23 protein-coding genes are annotated in these 20,719 nt (G+C 60.5%); 10 read left to right on the top strand and 13 right to left on the bottom strand.

Annotation, left to right across the window (positions count from 1 at the left end; translation table 11 throughout):
* Positions 1-188: hypothetical protein (locus FNU79_RS19350; protein ID WP_225429828.1), on the bottom strand; the 188-nt coding region annotated here is incomplete at its 3' end.
* Positions 189-374: 186 nt separating this feature from the next.
* On the opposite strand from FNU79_RS19350, the gene upp reads away from it, so the two are divergent.
* The 3 genes from upp to wecB all read left to right on the top strand — a co-directional run bounded on the left by upp (position 375) and on the right by wecB (position 3,534).
* Positions 375-1,040, top strand: coding sequence for a uracil phosphoribosyltransferase (upp, locus tag FNU79_RS02565; RefSeq protein ID WP_143719289.1), 666 nt, complete (start codon positions 375-377; stop codon positions 1,038-1,040).
* Positions 1,041-1,166: 126 nt separating this feature from the next.
* A complete protein-coding gene (locus FNU79_RS02560; protein ID WP_143719288.1) occupies positions 1,167-2,306 on the top strand; it encodes an MraY family glycosyltransferase in 1,140 nt (379 codons plus the stop codon).
* A gap of 97 nt (positions 2,307-2,403) precedes the next feature.
* The gene (gene wecB / locus FNU79_RS02555) at positions 2,404-3,534 is read left to right on the top strand and encodes a non-hydrolyzing UDP-N-acetylglucosamine 2-epimerase (RefSeq protein ID WP_143719287.1); all 1,131 of its coding nucleotides are present in this window, start codon (positions 2,404-2,406) and stop codon (positions 3,532-3,534) included.
* Between the two features lie 37 nt (positions 3,535-3,571).
* Here wecB and FNU79_RS02550 read toward each other — a convergent pair whose 3' ends face one another.
* Genes FNU79_RS02550 through FNU79_RS02540 form a run of 3 tightly spaced genes read right to left on the bottom strand, consistent with a single transcriptional unit; the run spans position 3,572 to position 6,037 of the window.
* Positions 3,572-4,252: a hypothetical protein gene (locus FNU79_RS02550; RefSeq protein WP_143719286.1), complete on the bottom strand. Its 681-nt coding sequence runs from the start codon at positions 4,250-4,252 to the stop codon at positions 3,572-3,574.
* Between the two features lie 47 nt (positions 4,253-4,299).
* A complete protein-coding gene (locus FNU79_RS02545; protein ID WP_143719285.1) occupies positions 4,300-5,280 on the bottom strand; it encodes an NAD(P)H-dependent glycerol-3-phosphate dehydrogenase in 981 nt (326 codons plus the stop codon).
* Positions 5,273-6,037 (bottom strand): class I SAM-dependent DNA methyltransferase, encoded by a 765-nt coding sequence (locus FNU79_RS02540; RefSeq protein ID WP_143719349.1) that lies wholly within the window; start codon positions 6,035-6,037, stop codon positions 5,273-5,275. Before FNU79_RS02540 ends, FNU79_RS02545 begins: the two co-directional genes overlap by 8 nt.
* Before the next feature lie 85 nt (positions 6,038-6,122).
* On the opposite strand from FNU79_RS02540, the gene FNU79_RS02535 reads away from it, so the two are divergent.
* The 6 genes from FNU79_RS02535 to FNU79_RS02510 all read left to right on the top strand — a co-directional run bounded on the left by FNU79_RS02535 (position 6,123) and on the right by FNU79_RS02510 (position 9,465).
* A complete protein-coding gene (locus tag FNU79_RS02535; protein WP_143719284.1) occupies positions 6,123-6,668 on the top strand; it encodes a hypothetical protein in 546 nt (181 codons plus the stop codon).
* 45 nt (positions 6,669-6,713) lie between these two features.
* Positions 6,714-7,265 carry a GNAT family N-acetyltransferase gene (locus FNU79_RS02530; protein WP_143719283.1) on the top strand — a complete coding sequence of 184 codons (552 nt, stop codon included), beginning with the start codon at positions 6,714-6,716 and terminating at the stop codon, positions 7,263-7,265.
* A 61-nt stretch (positions 7,266-7,326) separates the two neighbouring features.
* Positions 7,327-8,454, top strand: coding sequence for an aminofutalosine synthase MqnE (gene mqnE / locus FNU79_RS02525; RefSeq protein WP_143719282.1), 1,128 nt, complete (start codon positions 7,327-7,329; stop codon positions 8,452-8,454).
* Positions 8,455-8,472: 18 nt separating this feature from the next.
* On the top strand, positions 8,473-8,823 hold the full coding sequence (locus FNU79_RS02520; RefSeq protein ID WP_143719281.1) for a nuclear transport factor 2 family protein: 351 nt from the start codon (positions 8,473-8,475) through the stop codon (positions 8,821-8,823).
* Positions 8,820-9,194: a nuclear transport factor 2 family protein gene (locus FNU79_RS02515; RefSeq protein WP_225429827.1), complete on the top strand. Its 375-nt coding sequence runs from the start codon at positions 8,820-8,822 to the stop codon at positions 9,192-9,194. The genes FNU79_RS02520 and FNU79_RS02515 overlap by 4 nt, the downstream gene beginning before the upstream one ends.
* A gap of 70 nt (positions 9,195-9,264) precedes the next feature.
* Positions 9,265-9,465: a hypothetical protein gene (locus tag FNU79_RS02510; protein WP_143719279.1), complete on the top strand. Its 201-nt coding sequence runs from the start codon at positions 9,265-9,267 to the stop codon at positions 9,463-9,465.
* 11 nt (positions 9,466-9,476) lie between these two features.
* Here the strand turns inward: FNU79_RS02510 and FNU79_RS02505 are convergent, their stop codons facing one another.
* From FNU79_RS02505 to lon, 8 genes are all read right to left on the bottom strand, one after another.
* On the bottom strand, positions 9,477-10,145 hold the full coding sequence (locus FNU79_RS02505) for a hypothetical protein (RefSeq protein WP_143719278.1): 669 nt from the start codon (positions 10,143-10,145) through the stop codon (positions 9,477-9,479).
* Complete coding sequence (locus FNU79_RS02500; protein WP_225429826.1) at positions 10,145-10,813, bottom strand: trimeric intracellular cation channel family protein; 669 nt, start codon at positions 10,811-10,813, stop codon at positions 10,145-10,147. Before FNU79_RS02500 ends, FNU79_RS02505 begins: the two co-directional genes overlap by 1 nt.
* 139 nt (positions 10,814-10,952) lie before the next feature.
* Positions 10,953-12,188 carry a toxic anion resistance protein gene (locus FNU79_RS02495; RefSeq protein ID WP_143719277.1) on the bottom strand — a complete coding sequence of 412 codons (1,236 nt, stop codon included), beginning with the start codon at positions 12,186-12,188 and terminating at the stop codon, positions 10,953-10,955.
* A gap of 100 nt (positions 12,189-12,288) precedes the next feature.
* Positions 12,289-12,975: a hypothetical protein gene (locus FNU79_RS02490; RefSeq protein WP_143719276.1), complete on the bottom strand. Its 687-nt coding sequence runs from the start codon at positions 12,973-12,975 to the stop codon at positions 12,289-12,291.
* 112 nt (positions 12,976-13,087) lie between these two features.
* Complete coding sequence (locus tag FNU79_RS02485) at positions 13,088-13,759, bottom strand: SanA/YdcF family protein (protein ID WP_143719275.1); 672 nt, start codon at positions 13,757-13,759, stop codon at positions 13,088-13,090.
* Positions 13,744-15,804 (bottom strand): single-stranded-DNA-specific exonuclease RecJ, encoded by a 2,061-nt coding sequence (locus FNU79_RS02480; protein WP_143719347.1) that lies wholly within the window; start codon positions 15,802-15,804, stop codon positions 13,744-13,746. The genes FNU79_RS02485 and FNU79_RS02480 overlap by 16 nt, the downstream gene beginning before the upstream one ends.
* Before the next feature lie 74 nt (positions 15,805-15,878).
* Entirely contained in the window at positions 15,879-16,241 is a 363-nt protein-coding gene (locus tag FNU79_RS02475; protein WP_143719274.1) for a hypothetical protein, read from the bottom strand.
* Between the two features lie 113 nt (positions 16,242-16,354).
* Positions 16,355-18,877 carry an endopeptidase La gene (gene lon / locus FNU79_RS02470; RefSeq protein ID WP_143719273.1) on the bottom strand — a complete coding sequence of 841 codons (2,523 nt, stop codon included), beginning with the start codon at positions 18,875-18,877 and terminating at the stop codon, positions 16,355-16,357.
* Positions 18,878-19,323: 446 nt separating this feature from the next.
* Between lon and FNU79_RS02465 the strand changes: the two genes are divergently transcribed.
* Positions 19,324-19,755 (top strand): acyl-CoA thioesterase, encoded by a 432-nt coding sequence (locus FNU79_RS02465; RefSeq protein ID WP_143719272.1) that lies wholly within the window; start codon positions 19,324-19,326, stop codon positions 19,753-19,755.
* Positions 19,756-19,846: 91 nt separating this feature from the next.
* Here the strand turns inward: FNU79_RS02465 and FNU79_RS02460 are convergent, their stop codons facing one another.
* A complete protein-coding gene (locus tag FNU79_RS02460; RefSeq protein WP_143719271.1) occupies positions 19,847-20,557 on the bottom strand; it encodes an AfsR/SARP family transcriptional regulator in 711 nt (236 codons plus the stop codon).
* Positions 20,558-20,719 lie beyond the last annotated feature (162 nt).

The raw sequence follows: 20,719 nt of genomic DNA, 5'->3' as shown, positions 1-20,719 counted from the left end.
TTGACTGGCACGGTGGGTGCCGGATTGACTGGCACGGTGGGTGCCGGGTTGACTGGCGTCTCATTTACAGGCGCTTGAGTAGAAGAAGGTGGCGACTTTACTCCTCCTGTACTGGCTGCCGGAGCAACGCCCGAGCTACACGAGGTCAGGGCGGCCATCAAAGCGAGAGACAAGTAGAGGTATCGCATGGCCTTCAATTTACCTAACCTTTATCTTCATTGCGTGAGCTGTCATCCAAATAAATTGGATGTCGGCCTTTTTTTCTTTTTTTGTACTCAGATTGATCCGTCTTTCACCACGAGGTGATAGAGATTCCTATCCTTTTCATGCCGGCGACTGACTCACGCTTCCCCACCCTGCGCTACTCTGAATGCATGACCAAAGCCTCCTCATCTCCTTCTAAATCGACGCTGTCCAAAGTGACCGTCGCCGACCATCCGCTGATTTTGCACAAGCTCTCGCGGATGCGCGACGTGGAAACCGGCGTCAAGGAATTTCGCGAGTTGGCCGGCGAAATCAGCTTGCTGCTGGCTTACGAGGCCATGCGCGACCTGGAGACGGCTCCGCAAACGCTGAGCACACCGATAGAAACCGCCGAGTTCCCGATGCTCAGCGGCAAAAAGCTGGCGCTGGTGGCGATTTTGCGGGCCGGGCTGATTATGGCCGACGCGATTGTGCAGCTCGTTCCGGCGGCCAAAGTCGGCCACATCGGCCTTTACCGCGACCCGCAGACCCTTAAACCGGTGGCCTACTATTCCAAACTCCCCCAAGACATCGCCGAGCGCCGCGTTTTCGTGACTGATCCGATGCTGGCAACTGGCGGCTCGGCGGTGGCGGCCATTCAGACCCTCAAGGACGCTGGAGCGCAGACCATCAAACTGATGACCATTCTCAGCGTACCGGAGGGCATAGCCGCCGTTCACGCCGCTCACCCTGAAGTGGAAATCGTCACGGCAGCGATTGACACGGGCCTGAACGATCACGGCTACATCGTGCCGGGACTGGGCGACGCGGGCGACCGAATTTACGGAACGAAGTAGCCAAAAGGTGGGAGGCAGCGCGGCTTGTGCTTCGCGCAAAGGTTAGGAGCGAGAAGTGGACTTTTGCGTTTCACACACACCGCGAGCCACATCCCTCACGCTGCCCGCGTAGACTGAACCCAAGTTATGGATCAACTTCGCATCTTCGCCCAGCATCTCGGCATTGCCGACCTTTTCGGACGCGGCTTTCTGGCCGTGCTGCTCACGTTTGTCACGGCTGCCGTGATCACTTGGCGCTTCATTCCGCCGGTTCGGGACTTCGCGCTGAGGGTCGGCTGGGCCGATATGCCCAACGAGCGCCGCCTCAACACCGTGCCGCTGCCCAACGCGGGCGGGCTGGCGATTTTTGCGGGCTTTGTCATCAGCATCGTGGTGGGCTGGGCGCTGCGGCCCATTGTCATCGAGCACGTCAATATTCAGGTGCTGGCGATCTTGCTGGGCGCGACGCTGCTGATGTTGGTGGGCTTTATCGACGATCAGTACGGTCTGTCGCCTCTGTTCCGGCTGGGAGTACAGCTTCTCTCAGCGGTGCTGCTGCTGGTCAACGGTCTCAGAATCGACTTCAACGCCATTCCCTTTTTGCCCGTCCTGGACGGCAACGTGGCCAATATCCTCAGTATTTTCCTGACCGTCATCTGGGTGGTCGGCCTGACCAACGCCATGAACCTGCTCGACGGCGTGGACGGTGTGGTGGGCGGCGTGGCGTTTATTGCCAGCATGGTGCTGCTGGTCACGGCGGCGCAGTTTACCGATAGGGCCGCCGCCGTCATTTTGCTGGCGGGTCTGGCGGGCTCGGCGCTGGGGTATCTGCGCCACAACTTCAACCCCAGCAGCATCATCATGGGCAATGGTTCGACCTTGTTCGGCTACACGCTGGCCGCTGTCAGCTTGCTCGGCACCCTCAAGATCAGCGCGGGGGCCAGCTTGTTGGTGCCGCTGCTGATTATGGCCCTGCCGATTCTGGATACCACGCAGGTGGTGGTCGGACGGCTGGCACGCGGCATCCGCAATCCGCTGGCCCACCCCGACAAAACCCACCTGCACCACCGCGTATTGGCCCGCACCGGCAACGCCCGCCGCACCTCGGTGGCACTGTGGACTGTGGCGCTTCTCTGCGGTGTGGCGGGCATGTTCGCCCAAGGGATTGCGCCGCTCACCGTGCTGCTGACCGCTGTGTTTATTGGTGGCAGCCTCTGGTTTGTCGCCGCCCGCCGTATCCGGGCCCAGATCATCGAAGCGGCGCAGGGACGCAGGGAACTGAATTGAGCCTGAGCCGATGAGCTTTGGCCGATGGTTGAAAGGAGCACTTCCCTTTCTAAAACTGATTTCCGCACTTTGAGACGACCCTCGCAAGGAAACCCCCATGAAAAAAATTGTCCTCGCCTTTGGCACCCGACCCGAAGCCACCAAAATGGCCCCCGTTTACACGGCCATCCAAGCTCAAAGTGGCCTGACCCCGCTGATTTTGTCCACCGGACAGCAGCGCCAGCAACTCGACGGAGCGCTTTCGGTGTTCGGCCTCACGCCCGACGAAGACCTGCAAGTCATGACCGAGCGCCAGACGCTGGCCGACTTGACCGGCAAGATCGTGCCGCAGGCGGGCAAGAAGCTGCGCGAGATGGGTGCTGACATGGTGCTGGTTCACGGCGATACCTCCACCACCTTTTGCGTGGCGCTCAGCGCTTTTTATGAGGGCATTCCGGTGGGGCACGTGGAAGCCGGCCTACGCAGCGGCAGCATGACCGAGCCGTTTCCCGAGGAAGCCAACCGCCGCCTGACCGGGGTGCTGAGTACCCTCGATTTTTCGCCGACCAGCGGAGCCGCCGACAACCTGCGGCGCGAGGGCAAGTCGGAAGCGGGCCTCTTTGTCACCGGGCAGACCGCTGTGGACGCGGTACGGATGGTGGCCGGACGCGCGGCGCTGCGGCCCGAGTGGCAAGCCAAATTAGACGCTGGACAGCAGCTGGTGACCATCACCATGCACCGACGCGAAAATCTGCCGATGATGCCCGAAATGGCGCAGGCTCTAGCCAACGTGGCCCGCGCTCACCCCGAGCTGTATTTCGTGTATCCGGTGCATCTCAATCCGGCCGTGCGCGAGGCGGTGCGGCCTGCGCTGGGCAACCTCGCCAACGTAGAACTCACCGACCCGCTGGATTATCACGACATGGCCCCGTTGATGGCCGCCTCTCTACTGCTGGCCACCGATTCGGGCGGCCTCCAGGAAGAAGGCGCGGCGCTGGGCGTGCCGGTGGCGGTGCTCAGGAACGTCACCGAGCGGCCCGAAGGCTTGGCGGCGGGCGTATTGAAACTGGCCGGCAACGACCCGGCACAGGTAGAAGCCACTTTGCTGGAGCTGCTCGGCAACCCCGCCACGCTGGAGCAGATGCGGGCCTCGCGCAATCCCTACGGCGATGGGCAAGCGGCGGGCCGCATCGCGCAGGCAGTGGCGTGGCACTTCGGCCTGGCCGAGCAGCCTAAGAACTGGAGCTGAGCAAAGAGCAGTTCACCATAACCACCTTCTCTCAGCCTCAAAACTCTCTCAAATACTCGTCCAGAAAGAGCGGCGATTGCAGCGGCAGGTACGCGGCGGCGGTGGCGGCGTCTCCCTTGCTGCCGAGCAACTTCATCAGTTCCGCGCCGGCTTGAGCGTAGCGGGTCACGTCGGCCCCAAAGGTCTTGGCGTCGTAAGCACTGGTGCTGGCGGCGGCTTTGGGCTTCCAAACCTTGAGGGCTTTGATGCGGTCTTCAAAGGCTTTTTTGGAAGCGTTCAAGCTGAGCGTAAAACGGCCCGCCGTCTGTCCACCCACCGGACTCAGAACCAAAGCCGCCACACTGGAGAGCGTGCCCTCAATTTCGGGATAACTGCGCGGTACGGCGTGCGAGTGCATCGTGCCGCCGCCCGCCATCGCATAGGCCAATGAGCCTTCGAGTTCGCGCAAGGTGCGGTAGAGGGTTCGCAGCTTGACAATGCGTTCACGCAGTTGTGGCGAGTTGCCGAGGGTGTCGGTGAGTTGGCTGGCTTGGCACTCGGCATACGCCGCGCTGCCCTGATCTTGATCGGCCTCGCTCCACTGCTCCAAGCTGAGGGTCAGGTAGGTGTTGATGTCCAACTTGGCGGCCAGCGGGCAAGGCAGCGGCGCAGCGTGAGCGGAGCTGAGCAGCAAGCCGAGAACCAAAGGCGCGGTCAGTGAAAAGCGGCGAAGCGTCATGCTCCTGATTGTGCCGAGTGTTTCTGAAGTCTGGGTGATGGAACCCGCTAGCCCTCGGCTTTGGCTTCCCGCTGCATCAGGGCCGAGAGCGCTTCTTGCGGCGAAAGCTGGCCTCCCGCGACGGCGGCTACCCCCTGCACAATCGGCAATTCTGCGCCGCTCTCCTGCGCCCAGGCCGAAAGCAGCCGCGCCGTTCGCAGGCCCTCGACCACTTTGCCGCCGCCTTCCGGAGCAACGCCGCGTGCCAGCGCTTCTCCGGCGGCGCGGTTGCGCGAGTGGCGGCTGGTGGCGGTGGCGACCAGATCGCCCAGTCCGCTCAAGCCGTAAACCGTGTCTTCCTGCGCTCCCTGACTGGCGAGGTAGCGGGCCATCTCGCGCAGGCCCCGCGTAATCACGCTGGCGCGGGCATTGTCGCCCAGCTTCAGGCCGTCGCCGAGGCCCGCAGCCACCGCCACCACGTTTTTGAGCACGCCGCCGAGTTCCACGCCCACCACGTCTGAGCTGGTGTACACGCGCAGATTGGGCGTCATCAGGTGGGCCTGAACTGTGCGGGCAAACTCGGCGTCTTTGCTGGCCACCACCGTCGCAGCAGGCAAGCCCAGCCCGATTTCCTCGGCGTGGTTGGGGCCGCTCAGCACCGCGACGCGCCCAAAGCCGAGCCCAGTAGCCAACTCGCTGAGGCGCTGCCCCGCTGGAGCCAGTCCCTTGGCGCACAGCACCGCGCCGAGCTGGGGCGGCAGAGCCGAGAGCAAATCACTCATGCCTACACTCGGAACCACCAAAAATGCCCAGTCCGCGCCCTCCACAGCGGCGCTCAGGTCGCTGGTGATCCGCACGTTGGCGGGCAAGCTCACTCCCGGCAGGTAAGCCGAATTGATGCGGCTTTCCCGCAACTGCGCTGCCAACTCCTCGCGCCGCGCCCACAGCGTCACCTCAGCGTGGGTCTGAGCCAAAGTGACGGCCAGCGCCGTGCCCCAGCCGCCCGCGCCCAGCACCACCATCTTTTGCAACGGGTCTGTTTCATTCATCGGTGGCTCTCCACGCAAAGACCCACACGCGGGGGCAGTCGGCTTCCGGCGGAGCGTAGTCAGGGTATTCCAAGATCTCCCAGCGCTCAAAGCCCGCTGCCCCGAGCGCAGCGGCGAGTTCGGCAGGGTCGTAACCGCGCTCCTGATGGGTTTCCACGAACTCCTCGGTTTCTCCGTCCTCGCTCAGCACACGGCAAAAAGCCTGCACCACACCCACATCCTGCTCGGCGTTGTAATGGTGCGACCAGTGATAATGCACCTGTGAACCGTCTGGCAGGGGTTCTAAACCTTCGATGCTATCGCCTTCCCACAACTCGCGCACGCCGATGCGGGTGTTGACATCAAAGGCCAGCAAGCCGCCGGGACTCAGGTGGGCGTGCATTTGCCGCAGAGTCAACTCCAGATCACCGTCTGCGGTCAGGTTGTTGACGCTGTCAAAGACGCAGGTGACAAGATCAAATGTTCTTCCCAGTTCAAAGGTTCGCAAATCGCCATGCACAAACCTCACCCCCGGCATTCGCTCAGCAGCGACCTTGAGCATTTCAGGGCTGGCGTCTAGGCCCGTCACTTCCAGCTTCAGGGCTGCGAGTTGCTGGGTCAGGCCGCCCGTGCCGCAGGCCAAATCGAGGGCGCTGGTGATGCTCAGGCCCGCTTCTGCGGCGTAGCTGAGAATGAAATCCGCCCAAACGTCGTATTCGATATCGGCCATAATCGCGTCGTAAACGCGGGCGAGGGCCGTGAAAGGCGCGTGCTGCATCTCGGCATGATAGAGGCTGGGGCCACTCAAGGTAACGCTCAAGGTGACTAGGCGCTGCTCATCCCCAGCCGCTAGCATGGCAGCTATGAAGTTTCATGCCCTGCTCGCCCCTGCCCTCCGGTTTGCGCTGACCGGCGCGGCCCTGCTCGGCGTTTCGGCACAGGCCCAGACCGCTGCCGGCCAAACCCCCCTCGTCAAAGTGACCGACGCCAAGTTGCCGTTTGACGTCAGCTTGCCCAGAGGCTGGGTCGGCCTCAACCTCAAAGACGGTCTCGGCGGCATCACCATTGCTTCGCAGCCTCAGCCGCCCGCTGCGCTGATGCGGCTGCTGTACATTCCCAAAAACGGCAAAAAAGTAGATCTCAAGTCTGAGTTCAGCAGTTTCGAAAAAGCGGTGGAGGGAAGCGGCTCGGCCCTGACTTTCAAAGGCGAAAAGCTGGCCAATTACGGCGGGGTTTCGGGGCTGATGCGCCAGTATGTCATCACCAGCAAGGAAGGCACGCTGGTGATGCGGGTGTGGTTCGGTAACGGAGCCAAGAACTTTTACAGCTTCCAACTGACGGTGCCCAGCCAAGCCTTCGAGCGGGTCAACAAAACCTTCGAGCAGGTGCTGGCGACCATAAAATTCTAGGGAGAAATTTTAGGAAGCAACTTCTGAGCTAGAGTTCGGAGCACCATGCGCCACGACCTGACTCTTTCTGACGGCTTTTACACCCTGCGCCCCCTCCAAGACAGCGACGTGGAGCCGCTCATGCAGTTGGCTGCTCAAGCGCCGCACGAGTACGCCCAGATGGGGACTTCGCCGGTGCTCAGGGCTTATTTCACCGCCGCGCTGGAGGCTCCCGACCAGATGCCGTTCGTGTCATTGGTCGGCGGAGAGTACGCGGGCAGCACCCGGTATATGGAGATGCACCCGGAGCACAAACGGCTGGAAATCGGCAGCACCTGGCTGGCTCCGGCGTATCTGCGGAGTGGGGCCAACCGCGCTTTGAAGCTGCTGCAACTGACCCACGCTTTTGAGGTGATGCAAATGCGGCGGGTGGAAATCAAGACCGACGCCGTCAACGTGCGCTCGCAAACGGCGATTGCGGCGCTGGGGGCAGTGCGCGAGGGCGTGATGCGCAAGCACATGGTCAGAACAGACGGAAGTGAGCGCGACACGGTGATGTTTAGCGTCACGGATACAGAGTGGCCGGAGATGAAGGCGCGGCTGGAGCGGCGACGCTAAAGTTGTGATTATTGTCTCAAGCAGGACGTTTCCCCCGCCTCCACAGGCGTAGCATAGAGCCATGATTCAGTCCCGTGACCCCGAAATGACCCCCATTATCGCCAAAGTGGAAGCGGGCCAGCGCCTGAGCTTCAAAGAGGGCATGGTGCTGTTTGACACGCCCGATGTGAACGCCCTGATGCGCCTGGCCAATCTGGTGCGCGAGCGTCAGCACGGCGACAAAACTTACTTCGTCCACTCAATGCGCCTCGAATTCACCAACATCTGCTATGTCGGCTGCACTTTTTGCGCCTTCGCCGCCCACAAAGGTGAGGAGCGGGCCTGGGACTACGACGCCGACGCGGTGGTCGAGCAGGTGCGGGCCAAGTACGAGCCGGGCCTGACCGAGCTGCACATGTCCAGCGGCCACCACCCCAACCGCCCGTGGAGCTTTTACCCCGAGATGGTCAGCAAGCTCAAAGCCAACTTTCCCGAGTTGCAGGTCAAGGCCTTTACGGCAGCCGAGATCGAGCACCTTTCCAAAATCAGCAAGAAACCCACACTGGAAGTTTTGCGCGAGCTGCAAGCGGCGGGCCTGAGCGCCATGCCGGGCGGCGGGGCTGAGATTTTTGCCGACCGAGTCCGCAAGCAAGTCGCCAAAAACAAAGTCAAGGCCGAAAAGTGGATTCAAATTCACCGTGAAGCCCATTCGCTCAACATGAGAACCAACGCCACCATGCTTTACGGCCACATCGAAACTTTAGAAGAACGGCTCGATCATATGGACCGCCTCCGGAACTTACAAGATGAAACCGGCGGCTTCCACGCTTTCATCCCGCTGGCCTTTCAACCGATGGGCAACACGTTGGCGCAGAACCTGGGCAAGACCGATTACACCACCGGCTTAGACGATCTCAGGAACTTAGCAGTGGCCCGCATTTATTTAGACAATTTCCCGCACATCAAAGGCTATTGGGTGATGATCGGCAGTGAACTGACCCAGGTCAGCCTCGATTGGGGCGTCTCAGACGTGGACGGCACCATCGTGGATGAGCACATCGCCCACGCTGCTGGCGCGACCAGTCCGCTGGGCCTGAGCAAAGAGCGGATGATCAACATGATTCAGCAGGCCGGACGCTTGCCGGTGCTGCGCGACGCTTATTACAACGAGTTGGAAGTTTATCCGGCGCGGGTCGAAGCGGCAGACTGATTTGCTATCCTGAGCCGAATGGACGCCGACACTCCCCCCGCTTTGGCCGAAGTTTTGGCTTTGGATGACGCCTGGAACCGGGGCTACCAAAGCAGAGACGCCGGGCTGCTCGGCGGCGTACTGGCCGACGACTGGCTGGCCCTCTTCGCTGACGGCGGCGTTGCCACCAAGCTCCAACTCCTCGCGGACGTGCCGAGCAACCCCGAGGCGGCGCTGAGTTTCGAGCGCCAAACGGCTCAGCTGTACGGCGATACGGCGGTGGTACGCGGCAGCCTCACGGCCAACGGCCAATATGTTCAGAGCTTTTTGCGAATTTATGCCCGCCGCGCCGGAAGATGGCAAGCGGTGGCGGTGCAGGTCGTGCCTTGAACGCTTTCTCAGACGATATTGCCGGTTTGGACGATTTTTTGACCATCAATGCCGTACTGATTTTGGATGACGCTTGGAACGCCGCTTACCAAAACCGGGACGCGCAAGCACTCAACGATCTGATTGCCGACGATTGGTCAGGCTTTTTGCCGGACGGACAGGTGATCAGCAAAGCCGTGTTGCAGCGGGCCATCACCACTTATCCCGAAGACGTTCTGGTGTTTAGGCGTCAAGTCGCCCAGCTCTACGGCGACACCGCCATCACGCGCGGGGAGCTGAGTGCCAACGGGGTTCACGCGCAGAGCCATTTGCGCGTCTACGCCCGCCGCGCCGGAAAGTGGCAAGCCGTGGCCGTGCAAGTGGTTCCCTGATTTCGAGTCAGATAAAGGCCCGTTCGTGCGGCTGGCTGGGTGTTCTCATGGCCTTTAGCCAGCATAGAGCATGACCAACAAAGCGGAAGGCGGCTTGCCAGACGGATACAGCGGCGAAAGCGACACCACCCCGGACGCGACGATTCAGGAAGGCATGCAGGGCGGCACCGGCGAGATGGACGCCAACGGCTTAGCGCCGGACTTTGACAGCGGGGAAAAGATGGAAGAGTTGAAGGAGAATCTGGGCAGCGAGTACGGCGCAGACAAATAGAACTAGCCGAGCTAAAAATTTATCTTTTCAACTACGGGTCGCTCGTAAGTTGTTAGAACTTGCCCCATCAAATCGTTTCCATTATTGAAAGGATTGATACCGAGCCAGCACATAAAATGGACTGAGCCACTTGATCCTTCAAATTCCACCAAAAATCTGTCTTCTTCAGGAGATTTTCTGTAGTTTATAATCTTCAGCATACTCTCATTCTCTGGTAGATCGGAATACGCATTGGGTATAGCTGAGGATAACAGTTTATATTTCTTATTTAGAGTTGTATATGTTTTGCCACACTCACTAAAATATCTTCTCCATATTTCCTCCTCTTGCTTAAGTTCCCTATAAAACTTATCGAAACTTAACTTGCCTTCTACATACGCTGGCTCCTCCACATGGCTGGAGTATATAGCGTTCGAGACAGATATGAGATTTAGCCTATCGTGCGTATCAAAGTTTATATCCACAGATGCCTTACGGTTTCCAATCCACCCAGTCCAACTCGAGTAGTTTTTGCCATTACCTGCGACACTAAAGCCTAGTTGCTCTAATCGGTCTTCAGCCTCCTCTTTCGACGAATTCCAGCGTAAACCACCAAAGGTCTCCACTTCCTTAGGTGTAGAGCAGCCTATAAGGGTAAGATTGGCAGCTGCAACGAAAAATAATTTTCTTTTATGCATCATCACTCCAGTTTGCTAGGCAAACGGCGCACCGGCAGACGTACCCAGCCTCGGCGTGATATCCAACGCACCACCACAACGAGCGCGGAGGCGAGAAGTTGCGTTTCGAGGTCGCCGAAATAAGGGTGAATAAAATACACCGTGATGGCTCCCAGCGCGGCGGCAGTGGCGTAAAGCTGATCGTTGCGGTACATCACCTCCGGCACCTGAGCCGCCAGGAGGTCGCGGATAATGCCGCCGCCCACTCCGCTGAGCATCCCCACAAAGGTCACGCCCAGTGGCCCCAGCCCCAGCCGCACGCCGAGCAGTGCGCCGCTGGCAGCAAACAAAGCCAGCCCGATGGTGTCAAAAAAGCTGATGGTGCGCTCGAAGCGGGCCAGCCGCTCGCCGAAGGAAAACGCCAGCAATGAGCCGAGCAAAGCCACCCACAAGTAGGTTTCATCTTGCAAAAAGAGGGGCAGCCCCTTACCGGTCAACGTGTCGCGGATGCTGCCGCCGCCGACGGCCGTGACGCCGCCCAGCACCAGCACGCCAAAAATATCAAAGCGCTTGCGAACCGCTGTCAGCGCCCCCGACATGGAAAAGGCGAAGATGCCTGCCAAGTCGAGGTAATGCAGCCCCGTGCGGATGGTGGCAGGGTCAACGTAAGGAAAGGGGGAGCCGTCAGACACGGAGGACAGCTTAGCGTGTGGGACGTGCAGAAAGTATGTCCGCTTCGCCCAGCACGTGCCGTGAATAATGACCCGCCATCCTAAACGGACTCCCGTGCGTGGCCGTTCCTCCCAGGAGAACGCTGCCCTTTGCAACCTCCTACAGCTTCAGCTCTCCCTCTTTTACCACCGTCTCGCTGAACTTCAACTCGCTGGCAATATCCTGCGAGACTTGCTGGCGCTCCCTGTCGAGGTAGGTTTGGGCGGTGCCGACTTCCTTGGCCAGAATCTGGGTGGTCTGGCGGAAGTTCTCCAGCGCCCGCACTTTGTATTCACTGATGGCGTCAAGCGCGGCGTAAACGTTCTTGAAGGCGTTCTGAAGCTGCTCCACATTGACGGTCGCGCTGCCCGCGCCTTCCTGAATGCGGGCCGACTGGGTACGCAGCAAATTAGAGGTGCTTTCGATCATGTTGCCGGTGGTGGTGTTGAGCGCCGTGACCTGCTCCAAGACCATTTGCTGCGTACCGAGCGCCTGCGACACCAGCACAGCGGTTCTCAGGGCGCTGATGGTGGTGGTGGTGGCGCGGTCAACGCCTTTGACCAGTTCCAAGTTGTTTTTGCGTACCAGATCGAGCGCCAAGTAGCCTTGCACGCTGACGGCCAACTGGGTCAGCAGATCGGTGATGCGCTGGCGAATGGCGAACAGCAACTCCTCGCGCACCATCCGGGCTTTTTCGGGATCGGTCTGCTCCAGCATGGTGAGGCGCTCGGTCAGGGCGTCATCTACGGCTTGGCCCACGTAGGCGTATTGGCGCAGCTTTTGCATCACGTTCCACAGCGCCACTTTCTCGGTTTCGATGGAGGCGTTGTCTTTTCGCAGTTCGTCTTGCGAGCGGTAAAGCGTGTCCAAAATAGCGTTGAGGTGGTCTTGGGCGCTGGCGTAGCGCTCTATATAGCTCTGGACTTTTTTGCCACCGGGCAGCATGCCAAAAAACCGCTTGGCGGGCGTGCCCCGGCTGGGATCGAGTTCTTCGACGGTGTGGCGCAGATCGGTCAGCCCTTTGATGATGCTGGAGCCTTCGTCAAACACGCCCGCTTTGGTGGCCCGCAGGGGGCGTTCCAGCATCCGGTTGCTGACCTGCGCCGCCGAGCGCTGTTCGTCCATGCCCAGCGCGTGAACCGAGTCGAGTTTGCGCTTAAAGCCTTCGCCGTGCGCGTCGAGCTTGGTCACGTCCTGCACGAAAGCGCGGGCCATTTCGTCTAAGCGGGTTTTGTCTTCACCGCTCAGCGGGGTCATGTCGCGGCCCTGATCGGGGGCGATGCTCGGCACGGCTTTGGGGGCTTTGAGGGTTTCAGGCGGGGTGAGTGCCTCTAGGATGTTGCCGTTATCGCTCATGGCTCAGCATACGAGTCGGGGATGAAAAGAGTTTCGGGGTTGGGGAGTGGGAATGAAAAAACCCGCCGAAGCGGGTAGAGAATTGAAGCAAGTGATTGATTTACCTGTTGAGGGCGGCCCAAGGATTAAACAGGTAAGGGTTGAGAGCCTGTGAAGACAGCGACTGGACAGCGTTCTTATTCTTCCAAGTCAGGCGGCCGGGGGTTTGATTGGGAGCCAGCGCTATTGATGTTGACGTGCCATTATAAGTGAAATCCATGACGTTCCAACCTTGCTTGAATGTTAGAGACTGATTCACGTTACCAAATCCTATGCAATTAGCATTGACTGTTACGGTTCCTGCCATATTCGCGAACCACCAGCCTTTGTAAGACACAGTTGAGCCAGCTACGTTTTCAGCAACAAAGGTTGCACCTTTCTGAGAAATAAGTGTGGTGATAGCAACCGATTTGAAGCCACTAGGCGCGGTGATTGGAGAGCCAGTGCACAAACCGAAAGTGTTGTCTGCACTGTTCAAATCTTTGGCGTGAGTTGAATTCATCGTCGCAACGTCAGGCAAAGCAATATCAAAGTTTCCCGTTGCAGTTAAAGGAGAACTTAGGTTAGCTTGTTGGCTGGTGACATTGTCAGCCGTTCCTGCGGTGAAAGGAACCAACGTACCGGAGACAGCAGTCGGCTGAGTGGCTGGAGGCGTTACCGGCGTCGTCGACCCGCAAGCGCCCAAAACGAGCGACGTACCGAGGAGGGCCAACGCCAACGCGGGTTGTTTCAAAGTCAAATTAGTCATGGTTCCATCATGAGCGCTGCAAGCTCTCATCTCCTAGCCCCAAAGCGGTTTGGTTTTTCTCACTTCGCGTCATATATGACAAATTCCACAGCCCATCAGCTTTGCAACTGTCTCACTGCGTCTTTGAGCTGCCAATCACCTCGGGGTCGCCCAGAAACTTTGGCTCGCGGCCAAACAGCACATCCAGTACGGCAGAAACACGGGCCAGCCCTTCGCGGAACTTGACCCTCGCGCCGCCCGTACCCTCCACGTCACGGGCGTCAAAGCCGATGGCGTCTAGGCCGTGCGCCCGTGCCAAATAGATGGCCCGCTCGTTGTGAAAGCGCTGTGAAATCACCGTGAAACGGCCTTGTCCAAACACTTTGTTGGCCCGCACGACCGAATCGAGGGTGCGGAATCCGGCGTAGTCGCGGTGCAGGCGCTGGGCCGGAATGCCGGCCGCTATCAAATCGGCCCGCATGGTGGTGGGTTCGTCGTAGCTGCGGTGGGCGTTGTCGCCCGACAAAATCAGGTCGCTGACTTTGCCCGCTCGGTAAAGGCTCAGCGCGGCGTCGATGCGGTACTGGTAATACGGATTGATCCCGCCGCCGCTGAGATACTTGCTGGTGCCCAGCAGCACGCCGACAGGCCGCGCCGGAATGTCAATGACGGAAGTGTAAAGCCGCCCCTGAGCGCTCAGGCTGACCCACTGGTTGGCCACCGAAACGAGCAGTACCAACGCGGCGGCGAAAGCCAGCAGCCAACGGAGCAGCCATTTGATTGGCTTGGTCAGTCGGCGGCCCATGTCTTGTCTTTGGCTTCCGTCTGGTCACCCGCAGCGAGGTTTACCCTCAGATCCAGCATGGCCCGCACCGCCCGCGAAAAACCTTCATCGTCCAGCGAGCGGTAAAGGTGCGCCCACTGCAAGCGGCGGTAAATTTCGGCGGCCCGCTCCCGCGCTCCGGGTTCGGTGTAATCGAGGCCGCTCAGCACGGCGCGGCGGCCCAACGTATGACCTTCCAACTCGCCCAGGGTCTTTGGCCCCCACGCGAACGAGACTTTGCCCTGTGCCAGCCAGCGCCGCAGGGTGTCTTCAGGGGGCAGGGCGTAGAGCACGACCTCACTTGTGAATTCAGCGCCCGGCAAATCGGCGGCGTCAGCCAGCAACATCAAGCTGGGGACATTGCTTTGCAGGTAAGCGGCCACCTCGCCCGAAGCGTAGACCGCCGCGCCGGTTTTGAGATGGCCCATCGCTGTTTTGGGATCTAGACGTTCCAGTAAGAGGCCAGTGTCCGGCTCGCCCGCCAAGCTCAGAGCGGCAGGCGAGCGCAATGCCTCACCGAAAAACTCAGCATTCTCGCGGCCATTCCACTCGTTGCGGTTGAGGTTGATGGCAAAGTCATGCGGCCCCGAACGGGTGCGGCCCTCACTGTACTTGATGCCGCGCACGCCGCCCACTTTGAAACTGAGTGTTTTTTTGTCTTGGCCGATCAATTTGGCGCTTTCCAAAGTGTCGCGCAAATGCCACAGCGGCGGGCGGTGGCCTTCACCAAACGGCTCGAAGCGCCTAATTTCAGCCGCAAAGTCGAGGTCGGCGCAGGCAGCGGGCAGCAGCGCGTCGAGCCGCACACTCGGCAGTGGACGGGGAAACTGGCGGGCGTAAGCGTGAATGCTGTCGCGGAAGGCGGCGAAGTTGTCCATCTCCAGCGAGAATCCCGCCGCACCCGGATGGCCGCCGAAGCGCTTGAGCAGTGGGGCCGAGTAGTAAAGCCCCTGCACCGCCGAAATGCCCGGCGTGCTGCGAACCGAGCCCTTGCCCTGCGCCACGATGTACACCGGCTTGTAATGCGCTTCCAGCAGCTTGCTGGCGACAATGCCCATCACGCCGGGGTGCCAATCGTCATGGGTGATCACCAGCGCCGGGTCTTCGGGGTCGGCCAGCGTCAGGGCTTCTTTGAACATCTTGTCCTGAATGACGCGGCGCTCGGCATTTTTGATTTCGAGATAAATGGCAATTTTTTCGGCTTCGAGTTTGTGGGTGGTGGTCAGCAGCTCTAAGGCCACTTCCGCTTCGCCCATCCGGCCCGCCGCGTTGATGCGGGGAGCCAGCACAAAGCCCACGTCGCGGGCCGTCACGGTTTTTTTGCCGTTCATCAACGCCCGCACGCCGGGCAACTCGGTGCGCTCAAACTCAGCTAGGCCCGCCACCACCAGAGCGCGGTTCTCGCCCACCAGCGGGGCCACGTCCGCCACCGTGCCGAGGGTCGCCAGCGGGGTGAGGTGCAGCGGGGCGGGGAGGCCCAGTTCGTTGTAGATGGCCCACAGCAAGTGGTAAGCCACCCCCGCGCCGGTCAGGTTGTGGAGGGCGGGGTCGTAATCCTGCGTCAGCTTAGGATGCACCACCAGACACTTGGGAAAGTCCGGCCCCGGCGAGTGGTGGTCGGTGACAATCACTTCCACGCCGAGAGAGAGCAGGCTCCTGACTTCTTCCAAGTTGGTCACGCCGCAGTCCACCGTCACCAGCACGTCAGCGGCCTCGGCGTGCTCCGTGACGCGGTCAGGGTGAACGCCGTAGCCTTCGTTGAGGCGGTGAGGAATAAAGCCGTGAACATTCGCGCCCACCTCGCGCAGCCCCCAGACCAGCGTGGCGGTGGCGCTCACCCCGTCAGCGTCGTAATCGCCGTGAATGCGGATGCGTTTGCCTGCCTTAATAGCCACTACAAGACGCTGTGCTGCTTCCAATAAGCCCGCGTTGGGCGTCAGCGTCAGGACAGGCTCAAGGTGATGGCGGCGAAGCTGACGGGCAAACAGCACCTGAGCCAGCATCGGGGAGACTTCAAACTCGGCCATCACCCGCAAGAGTTCGGCTTTGCTGGCGGGCGGGCTGAGCAGCCAGTGGGTTTCGGGAATGGTGCTGGCCGAAGTCACGGCTGGGCCTTGGTAGAAGTAGGCGCGTACCCCGCAGGCGCTTGAGCCACCAGCGGCGCGGCTTCACCGAGGCGGGAGCGCAGGGTCAGTTGCAACCGCTCCTCGGCTTCGCGTCGGCGGCGCACAGCTTGGCGGCGGCCAATCCGACTTTGCAGCAGCGGCGGCAGCAGCAGCAGAGCGCAGTAGAGTGCGCCCAGCAGCAGCGCCAGCCCCAGTGTCAGGCCGCTGGGCAGCAGCACTTCGCCGTCGCTGAACGGCAGCGGCAAGCGCATCCGCCCGGGGTTTTCTAAGGACACCAACAGCAGATAACCGCCGAGAATCAGCAGCAATAAAACTTGAAGAAACTGCACCACACGCATAGGTCAGGAGTCTAGCGCAGCGGGGGAATGGGAATTGGCTCTGTCGCTCGGCACGCGAAATGGACATGGAAAAAGCCCCCAACGGTGCGGGGGCTTGAAGGCTTGGGTTGAGTTTACGCCGTCGCCGGAGTTTCCACACCCCGTTTGCGGCGGGGAGCTTTCTTGAGCGGCTCGGTTCCGCCCTCGCCGCCCATCACTGGGGGCAACACACGTTCGTGGCTGCGTTCCAGCGCCGCCAAGCCGCCGACGATGGCGACGTCCAGCACCTGATCGAGGTTCTCGGCGGGGTGGAAGGCCATGCTGGAGCGCAGGTGCAGCGGAATGTCGCGCAGGTCGGCTTCGTTGGACTTGGGCATGATGATGTGCTTGATGCCCGCCCGGCGAGCGCCCAGCACCTTCTCCTTGAGGCCGCCAATCGGCAGATACCGCCCGGTCAGGGTGATCTCGCCGGTCATGGCCACGTCGTGCCGCGCCGGAATGCCCGACAGAGCGCTGATGAGGCTGGTGGCAATCGCGCCGCCCGCGCTGGGGCCTTCTTTGGGAATGGCTCCGGCAGGAAAGTGGACGTGAATTTCGGAATTGTCGATCTTGTCTTTGTCGATGTGGAAGCGCTCGGCGTTGGTCTTGATGTAGGTGAGCGCCGCTCTGGCCGACTCCTTCATCACATCGCCGATCTGGCCGGTGAGCAGCAGACCCTTGCCGGGGCTGACCGAGGTTTCGATAAACAGGATGTCGCCGCCGACGGGCGTGTAGAACATGCCGGTGGCCAGGCCAACAGTATCCTCGCGGGCCTCGGTTTCGGGGGTGTAGCGGCTCTGGCCGAGGTAGCGGTCGAGTTCCTTATCGGTGACTTTGACGCGCTTGGCCTCGCCGCCGGCCAGCCTGCGGGCCACCTTGCGGGCCACCGTGCCGATTTCGCGCTCGAGGTTACGGACGCCCGCTTCACGGGTGTAGTTGGAGATCAATCTCTCCAAGGCCGCGTCGGTGATCTGAATCTGGTTGCTTTTCAGCCCGTTCTGGTTGAGCTGGCGCGGCAGCAAGTAGCGCTTGGCAATTTCGAGTTTCTCGGCTTCGATGTAGCTGGAGAAGTCAATGACTTCCATGCGGTCCATCAAAGCGGGCGGAATCTGCTCGGGGTAGTTGGCAGTGGCAATGAACATCACTTCGCTGAGGTCAAACGGCACGCCCAGATAGTGATCGGTGAAGCTGAAGTTCTGAGCGGGATCGAGCACTTCCAGCAGCGCACTGGAGGGATCACCCTGATTGCCGTTGCCGAGCTTGTCCACTTCGTCAAGGAGCACAACGGGGTTCTTGGTTCCGGCAGTCCGCAGGCCCTGAATCAGGCGTCCGGGCATCGCGCCGATGTAGGTGCGTCGGTGGCCGCGAATATCGGACTCGTCCCGTGCGCCGCCCAGGGCAATCCGCACGTATTTGCGTCCCAGCGCTTTGGCGATGCTCTGGGCAATTGAGGTTTTACCCACGCCGGGAGGGCCAGTGAACACCAAGATCGGGCCTTTGTTCACGTCGGTGGAGTCGATCTCGCCGCGCTCGGCCCGCGCTTTGCGGAGTTGGCGCACCGCCAGGTACTCCAGCACCCGGTCTTTGACTTTCTCCAGGCCGTAGTGGTCTTCGTCGAGAATACGGGCGGCTTCGTTCACATCGAGCTGATCGTCGCTGCGAACGTTCCAGGGCAGTTCGGTGACCCAGGTCAGGTAAGTGCGGATTACGCTGGCTTCGGCGGCGTCGGGGTGCATCCGGCTCAGGCGGTTGAGTTCGCGGTCAATTTCTTTTTTGACATCGGGGGCGAGTTCCAGCGCCTCGATCTTGGTGCGAAGCTCCTCGGTTTCGTCGGTTTCGCCATCCTCGCCACCGTGGAGTTCTTTTTGAATGACCTTCATCTGCTCGCGCAGGTAGTATTCGCGCTGGTTGCGGTCAATTTCTTCTTTGACCTGACTGCGGATCTTTTGCTGCACCGCCATGACTTCCTGCTCAGCGTCAAGGAGCGTCAGCACTTTCTTGAGGCGCGAATTCAGGTTGCCTTCTTCCAGTACCGCTTGCTTGTCTTCAAGTCGGAAGTCCATGTGAAAGGCAATAAAATCGGCCAGCTCGCTGGGGTCTTCCTTGCTCTGAATGGCCTGCACCGCGTCACTGGTCAGCCCTTTGCCGCCCTGAATGACGCTCTCGAACTTTGAGGTCAGTTCGCGGGTCAGCGCTTTGATTTCCACCACTTTGCCAGATTTGACGGCGATTTCTTGCACGTCGGCGCGGAGGTACTCGGTTTGGGTGTAGCGGGCCACCCGCACACGCGAGAGTGCCGTGACCAGCATCTGGACGGTGCCGTCGGGGTTTTTGCGCACACGCAGCACGTTGCAGGCGGTGCCCACGTCGTAGAGGTCTTCGCCGGTTGGATCGTCCACATCTTTGTCGCGCTGCGAGACGATCAAAATGACTTTTTCTTCTTCCATCGCCGCTTCGATAGCCGCAATGCTGATGGCGCGGCTGGCATCGATATGCTGCACCATCGTCGGGTAGATCACGCTGCCGCGTACTGGGCAAACGGGGATGTTAAAGGGAATGATGGGGGTGGGAACATCTGGAACAGCGCTTTTATCGGTTGGGCTCTTGTCGGTTGGCATCAAAGGCTCCTTATCGTCGAGGGGAGAAGCGCTACCTTGGTTGTTCCAACACCGGCTAAGCCGTGCCAAGCAACTTCGGTAGAGCAGATAACTTGAGTCCCATACTATCAAGTAAGCGTCGTGATGACAAGTCGGGAGCGCCGTGCCCAGTGTGCCGGTCAGTGGCCTAAGCCATGCAGCTTAGAGCGGGGCTAGGAGCCCACCAGCACGCGGTTAGTGTATCCCAACGGGCCTGACACAACCCTCACCTGAACCTGACGGGGTATTTAGCGTTAACAGGGACTTGCGGCTTTGAGAAGTGGGCTTTGGGTTGTAGGGCGCTGGGATGGGTTGACGCCTGTCGGGTAGAGCGAAAATTCCCTCGTCCTTCCCGCCTCACAAGCCCCACCGACCACCAACTCCTGACCACTCACCACGTCCACCCCTCCTGCACTACACTGGCCCGCATGAGCCGCGACGACTTTTCTCCTTCCTTACCCGGCCAACCGCCCAGCGGCGCACGAATGCTCGAACTGGTGTTTCCCAAAGACACGAATTATCACGGCACCGCTTTTGGCGGCTTCGTGTTGTCGCTGATGGACAAAGCCGCTTCGGTGGCCGCCGTAAGGCACGCCAAGCATCACGTGGTCACCGCCCGCATGGACGCGGTGGATTTTCACCTGCCCGTGCGCTTGGGCGACGCGCTGGCCCTAGAAGCTCAGGTCATCCGGGTGGGCCGCACCTCCATGACCGTGCGGGTAGACGTTTTCCGTGAGACGCTGACTACCGGCGAGCAGCAACTGGCCACCAACGGCACTTTCGTGTTCGTGGCGGTTGACCTTGATGGCCGCCCTGTGGTGGTGCCGCCGCTGGCGACAGGCAACGAAGCGCAAAACTAAAAGTAAAAGGCCGCGCTTGAGAACTGGCTCGTGGGAGAAGCTGGACTGCGCCGTGTGCGCTCCAATCGCGCTCCTGCAACCACCTTCCCTTTTAAGCCACCACCGCTTCCCGCTGCGCCTTGTTGGGAAAGGGAGGGGAAAAGAACTGGCCGCCTTCTTCTGGGCGCAGGCCCGCGCTGAGCGGCCCAAAACCGAACACCTGCGTAAAACGCCGCGCAAACGCCGCTTGGATGCTGGCAGCTTTTTGCGGCAATCCGGCAAGGCCCAGCACCCAGCCCCACTGCGAACAAGCATTTTCTGAAAGCGGATCGAGTTCGCTGCGGCGGCGGGCCAATTCGCAGGCGTGGTCATAGTCTCCTTGCTCGGCCAACGCGCGGCACAGTTCCGCGAGGCGGCGGTCATATTCGGCGGCGAGCGTCTCGGCCCGCAGCATCAAGTAATCGTCCCACGCCGGATTGCCTTTCAGGTGCAGGCCCGCCAGAAAAAGGCCCGGCTTCCATGCCAGCGCTTGCTCGGCGCTCAACTGGCCCAGCGTGTGGGCGTCTACAAAAGCGCCGCTAAGGTCTAACGACAAGCCGCACCACTGGGTTTGCAGCCGCCAAGCTTGCTCACCCAGCGCCTGGCGCAGATGCAGCGCTGCCGTTCTCAGCGAGCCGCTGTGGGGCGAGTCGGGCCAGAGGAGTTCGAGCAAGGCGTCTTGCGGCTGCGGCCCTTCCAGCGCCAGATACAGCGCCAAAGCCAGCGCTTTGCGGGTTTTGAAGAACAAATCTTGGCCACCGATTTGCAAAGACGGCGGGCCCATCACCCGAATGTGCAACTCACTTTTTTGCAGTTCACTTTTTTGCGGCGCACCTTGCATCTTCCTTTCCCCCTTTCGTTGACCCCAAGCCGAGAAGTCCAGTTACCGAGAAGTTCAGTCGAGTCTTATCAACAGTTTCCAGATCAGGCGTGACATGAGCGTGAC

Source organism: Deinococcus detaillensis, from assembly GCF_007280555.1.
In the GTDB taxonomy this organism is placed as follows: domain Bacteria; phylum Deinococcota; class Deinococci; order Deinococcales; family Deinococcaceae; genus Deinococcus; species Deinococcus detaillensis.
The sequence above is the reverse complement of the archived record's forward strand: the minus strand, read 5'-3'. Positions and strand labels throughout refer to the sequence as shown.

Excerpts from the sequence above, each read along its gene's own strand:
- upp (WP_143719289.1), top strand. The coding sequence starts at position 375 with ATGACCAAAGCCTCCTCATCTCCTTCTAAATCGACGCTGTCCAAAGTG.
- FNU79_RS02560 (WP_143719288.1), top strand. The coding sequence starts at position 1,167 with ATGGATCAACTTCGCATCTTCGCCCAGCATCTCGGCATTGCCGACCTT.
- wecB (WP_143719287.1), top strand. The coding sequence starts at position 2,404 with ATGAAAAAAATTGTCCTCGCCTTTGGCACCCGACCCGAAGCCACCAAA.
- FNU79_RS02550 (WP_143719286.1), bottom strand. The coding sequence starts at position 4,252 with ATGACGCTTCGCCGCTTTTCACTGACCGCGCCTTTGGTTCTCGGCTTG.
- FNU79_RS02545 (WP_143719285.1), bottom strand. The coding sequence starts at position 5,280 with ATGAATGAAACAGACCCGTTGCAAAAGATGGTGGTGCTGGGCGCGGGC.
- FNU79_RS02540 (WP_143719349.1), bottom strand. The coding sequence starts at position 6,037 with ATGCAGCACGCGCCTTTCACGGCCCTCGCCCGCGTTTACGACGCGATT.
- FNU79_RS02535 (WP_143719284.1), top strand. The coding sequence starts at position 6,123 with ATGAAGTTTCATGCCCTGCTCGCCCCTGCCCTCCGGTTTGCGCTGACC.
- FNU79_RS02530 (WP_143719283.1), top strand. The coding sequence starts at position 6,714 with ATGCGCCACGACCTGACTCTTTCTGACGGCTTTTACACCCTGCGCCCC.
- mqnE (WP_143719282.1), top strand. The coding sequence starts at position 7,327 with ATGATTCAGTCCCGTGACCCCGAAATGACCCCCATTATCGCCAAAGTG.
- FNU79_RS02520 (WP_143719281.1), top strand. The coding sequence starts at position 8,473 with ATGGACGCCGACACTCCCCCCGCTTTGGCCGAAGTTTTGGCTTTGGAT.
- FNU79_RS02510 (WP_143719279.1), top strand. The coding sequence starts at position 9,265 with ATGACCAACAAAGCGGAAGGCGGCTTGCCAGACGGATACAGCGGCGAA.
- FNU79_RS02505 (WP_143719278.1), bottom strand. The coding sequence starts at position 10,145 with ATGATGCATAAAAGAAAATTATTTTTCGTTGCAGCTGCCAATCTTACC.
- FNU79_RS02495 (WP_143719277.1), bottom strand. The coding sequence starts at position 12,188 with ATGAGCGATAACGGCAACATCCTAGAGGCACTCACCCCGCCTGAAACC.
- FNU79_RS02490 (WP_143719276.1), bottom strand. The coding sequence starts at position 12,975 with ATGACTAATTTGACTTTGAAACAACCCGCGTTGGCGTTGGCCCTCCTC.
- FNU79_RS02485 (WP_143719275.1), bottom strand. The coding sequence starts at position 13,759 with ATGGGCCGCCGACTGACCAAGCCAATCAAATGGCTGCTCCGTTGGCTG.
- FNU79_RS02480 (WP_143719347.1), bottom strand. The coding sequence starts at position 15,804 with ATGGCCGAGTTTGAAGTCTCCCCGATGCTGGCTCAGGTGCTGTTTGCC.
- FNU79_RS02475 (WP_143719274.1), bottom strand. The coding sequence starts at position 16,241 with ATGCGTGTGGTGCAGTTTCTTCAAGTTTTATTGCTGCTGATTCTCGGC.
- lon (WP_143719273.1), bottom strand. The coding sequence starts at position 18,877 with ATGCCAACCGACAAGAGCCCAACCGATAAAAGCGCTGTTCCAGATGTT.
- FNU79_RS02465 (WP_143719272.1), top strand. The coding sequence starts at position 19,324 with ATGAGCCGCGACGACTTTTCTCCTTCCTTACCCGGCCAACCGCCCAGC.
- FNU79_RS02460 (WP_143719271.1), bottom strand. The coding sequence starts at position 20,557 with ATGGGCCCGCCGTCTTTGCAAATCGGTGGCCAAGATTTGTTCTTCAAA.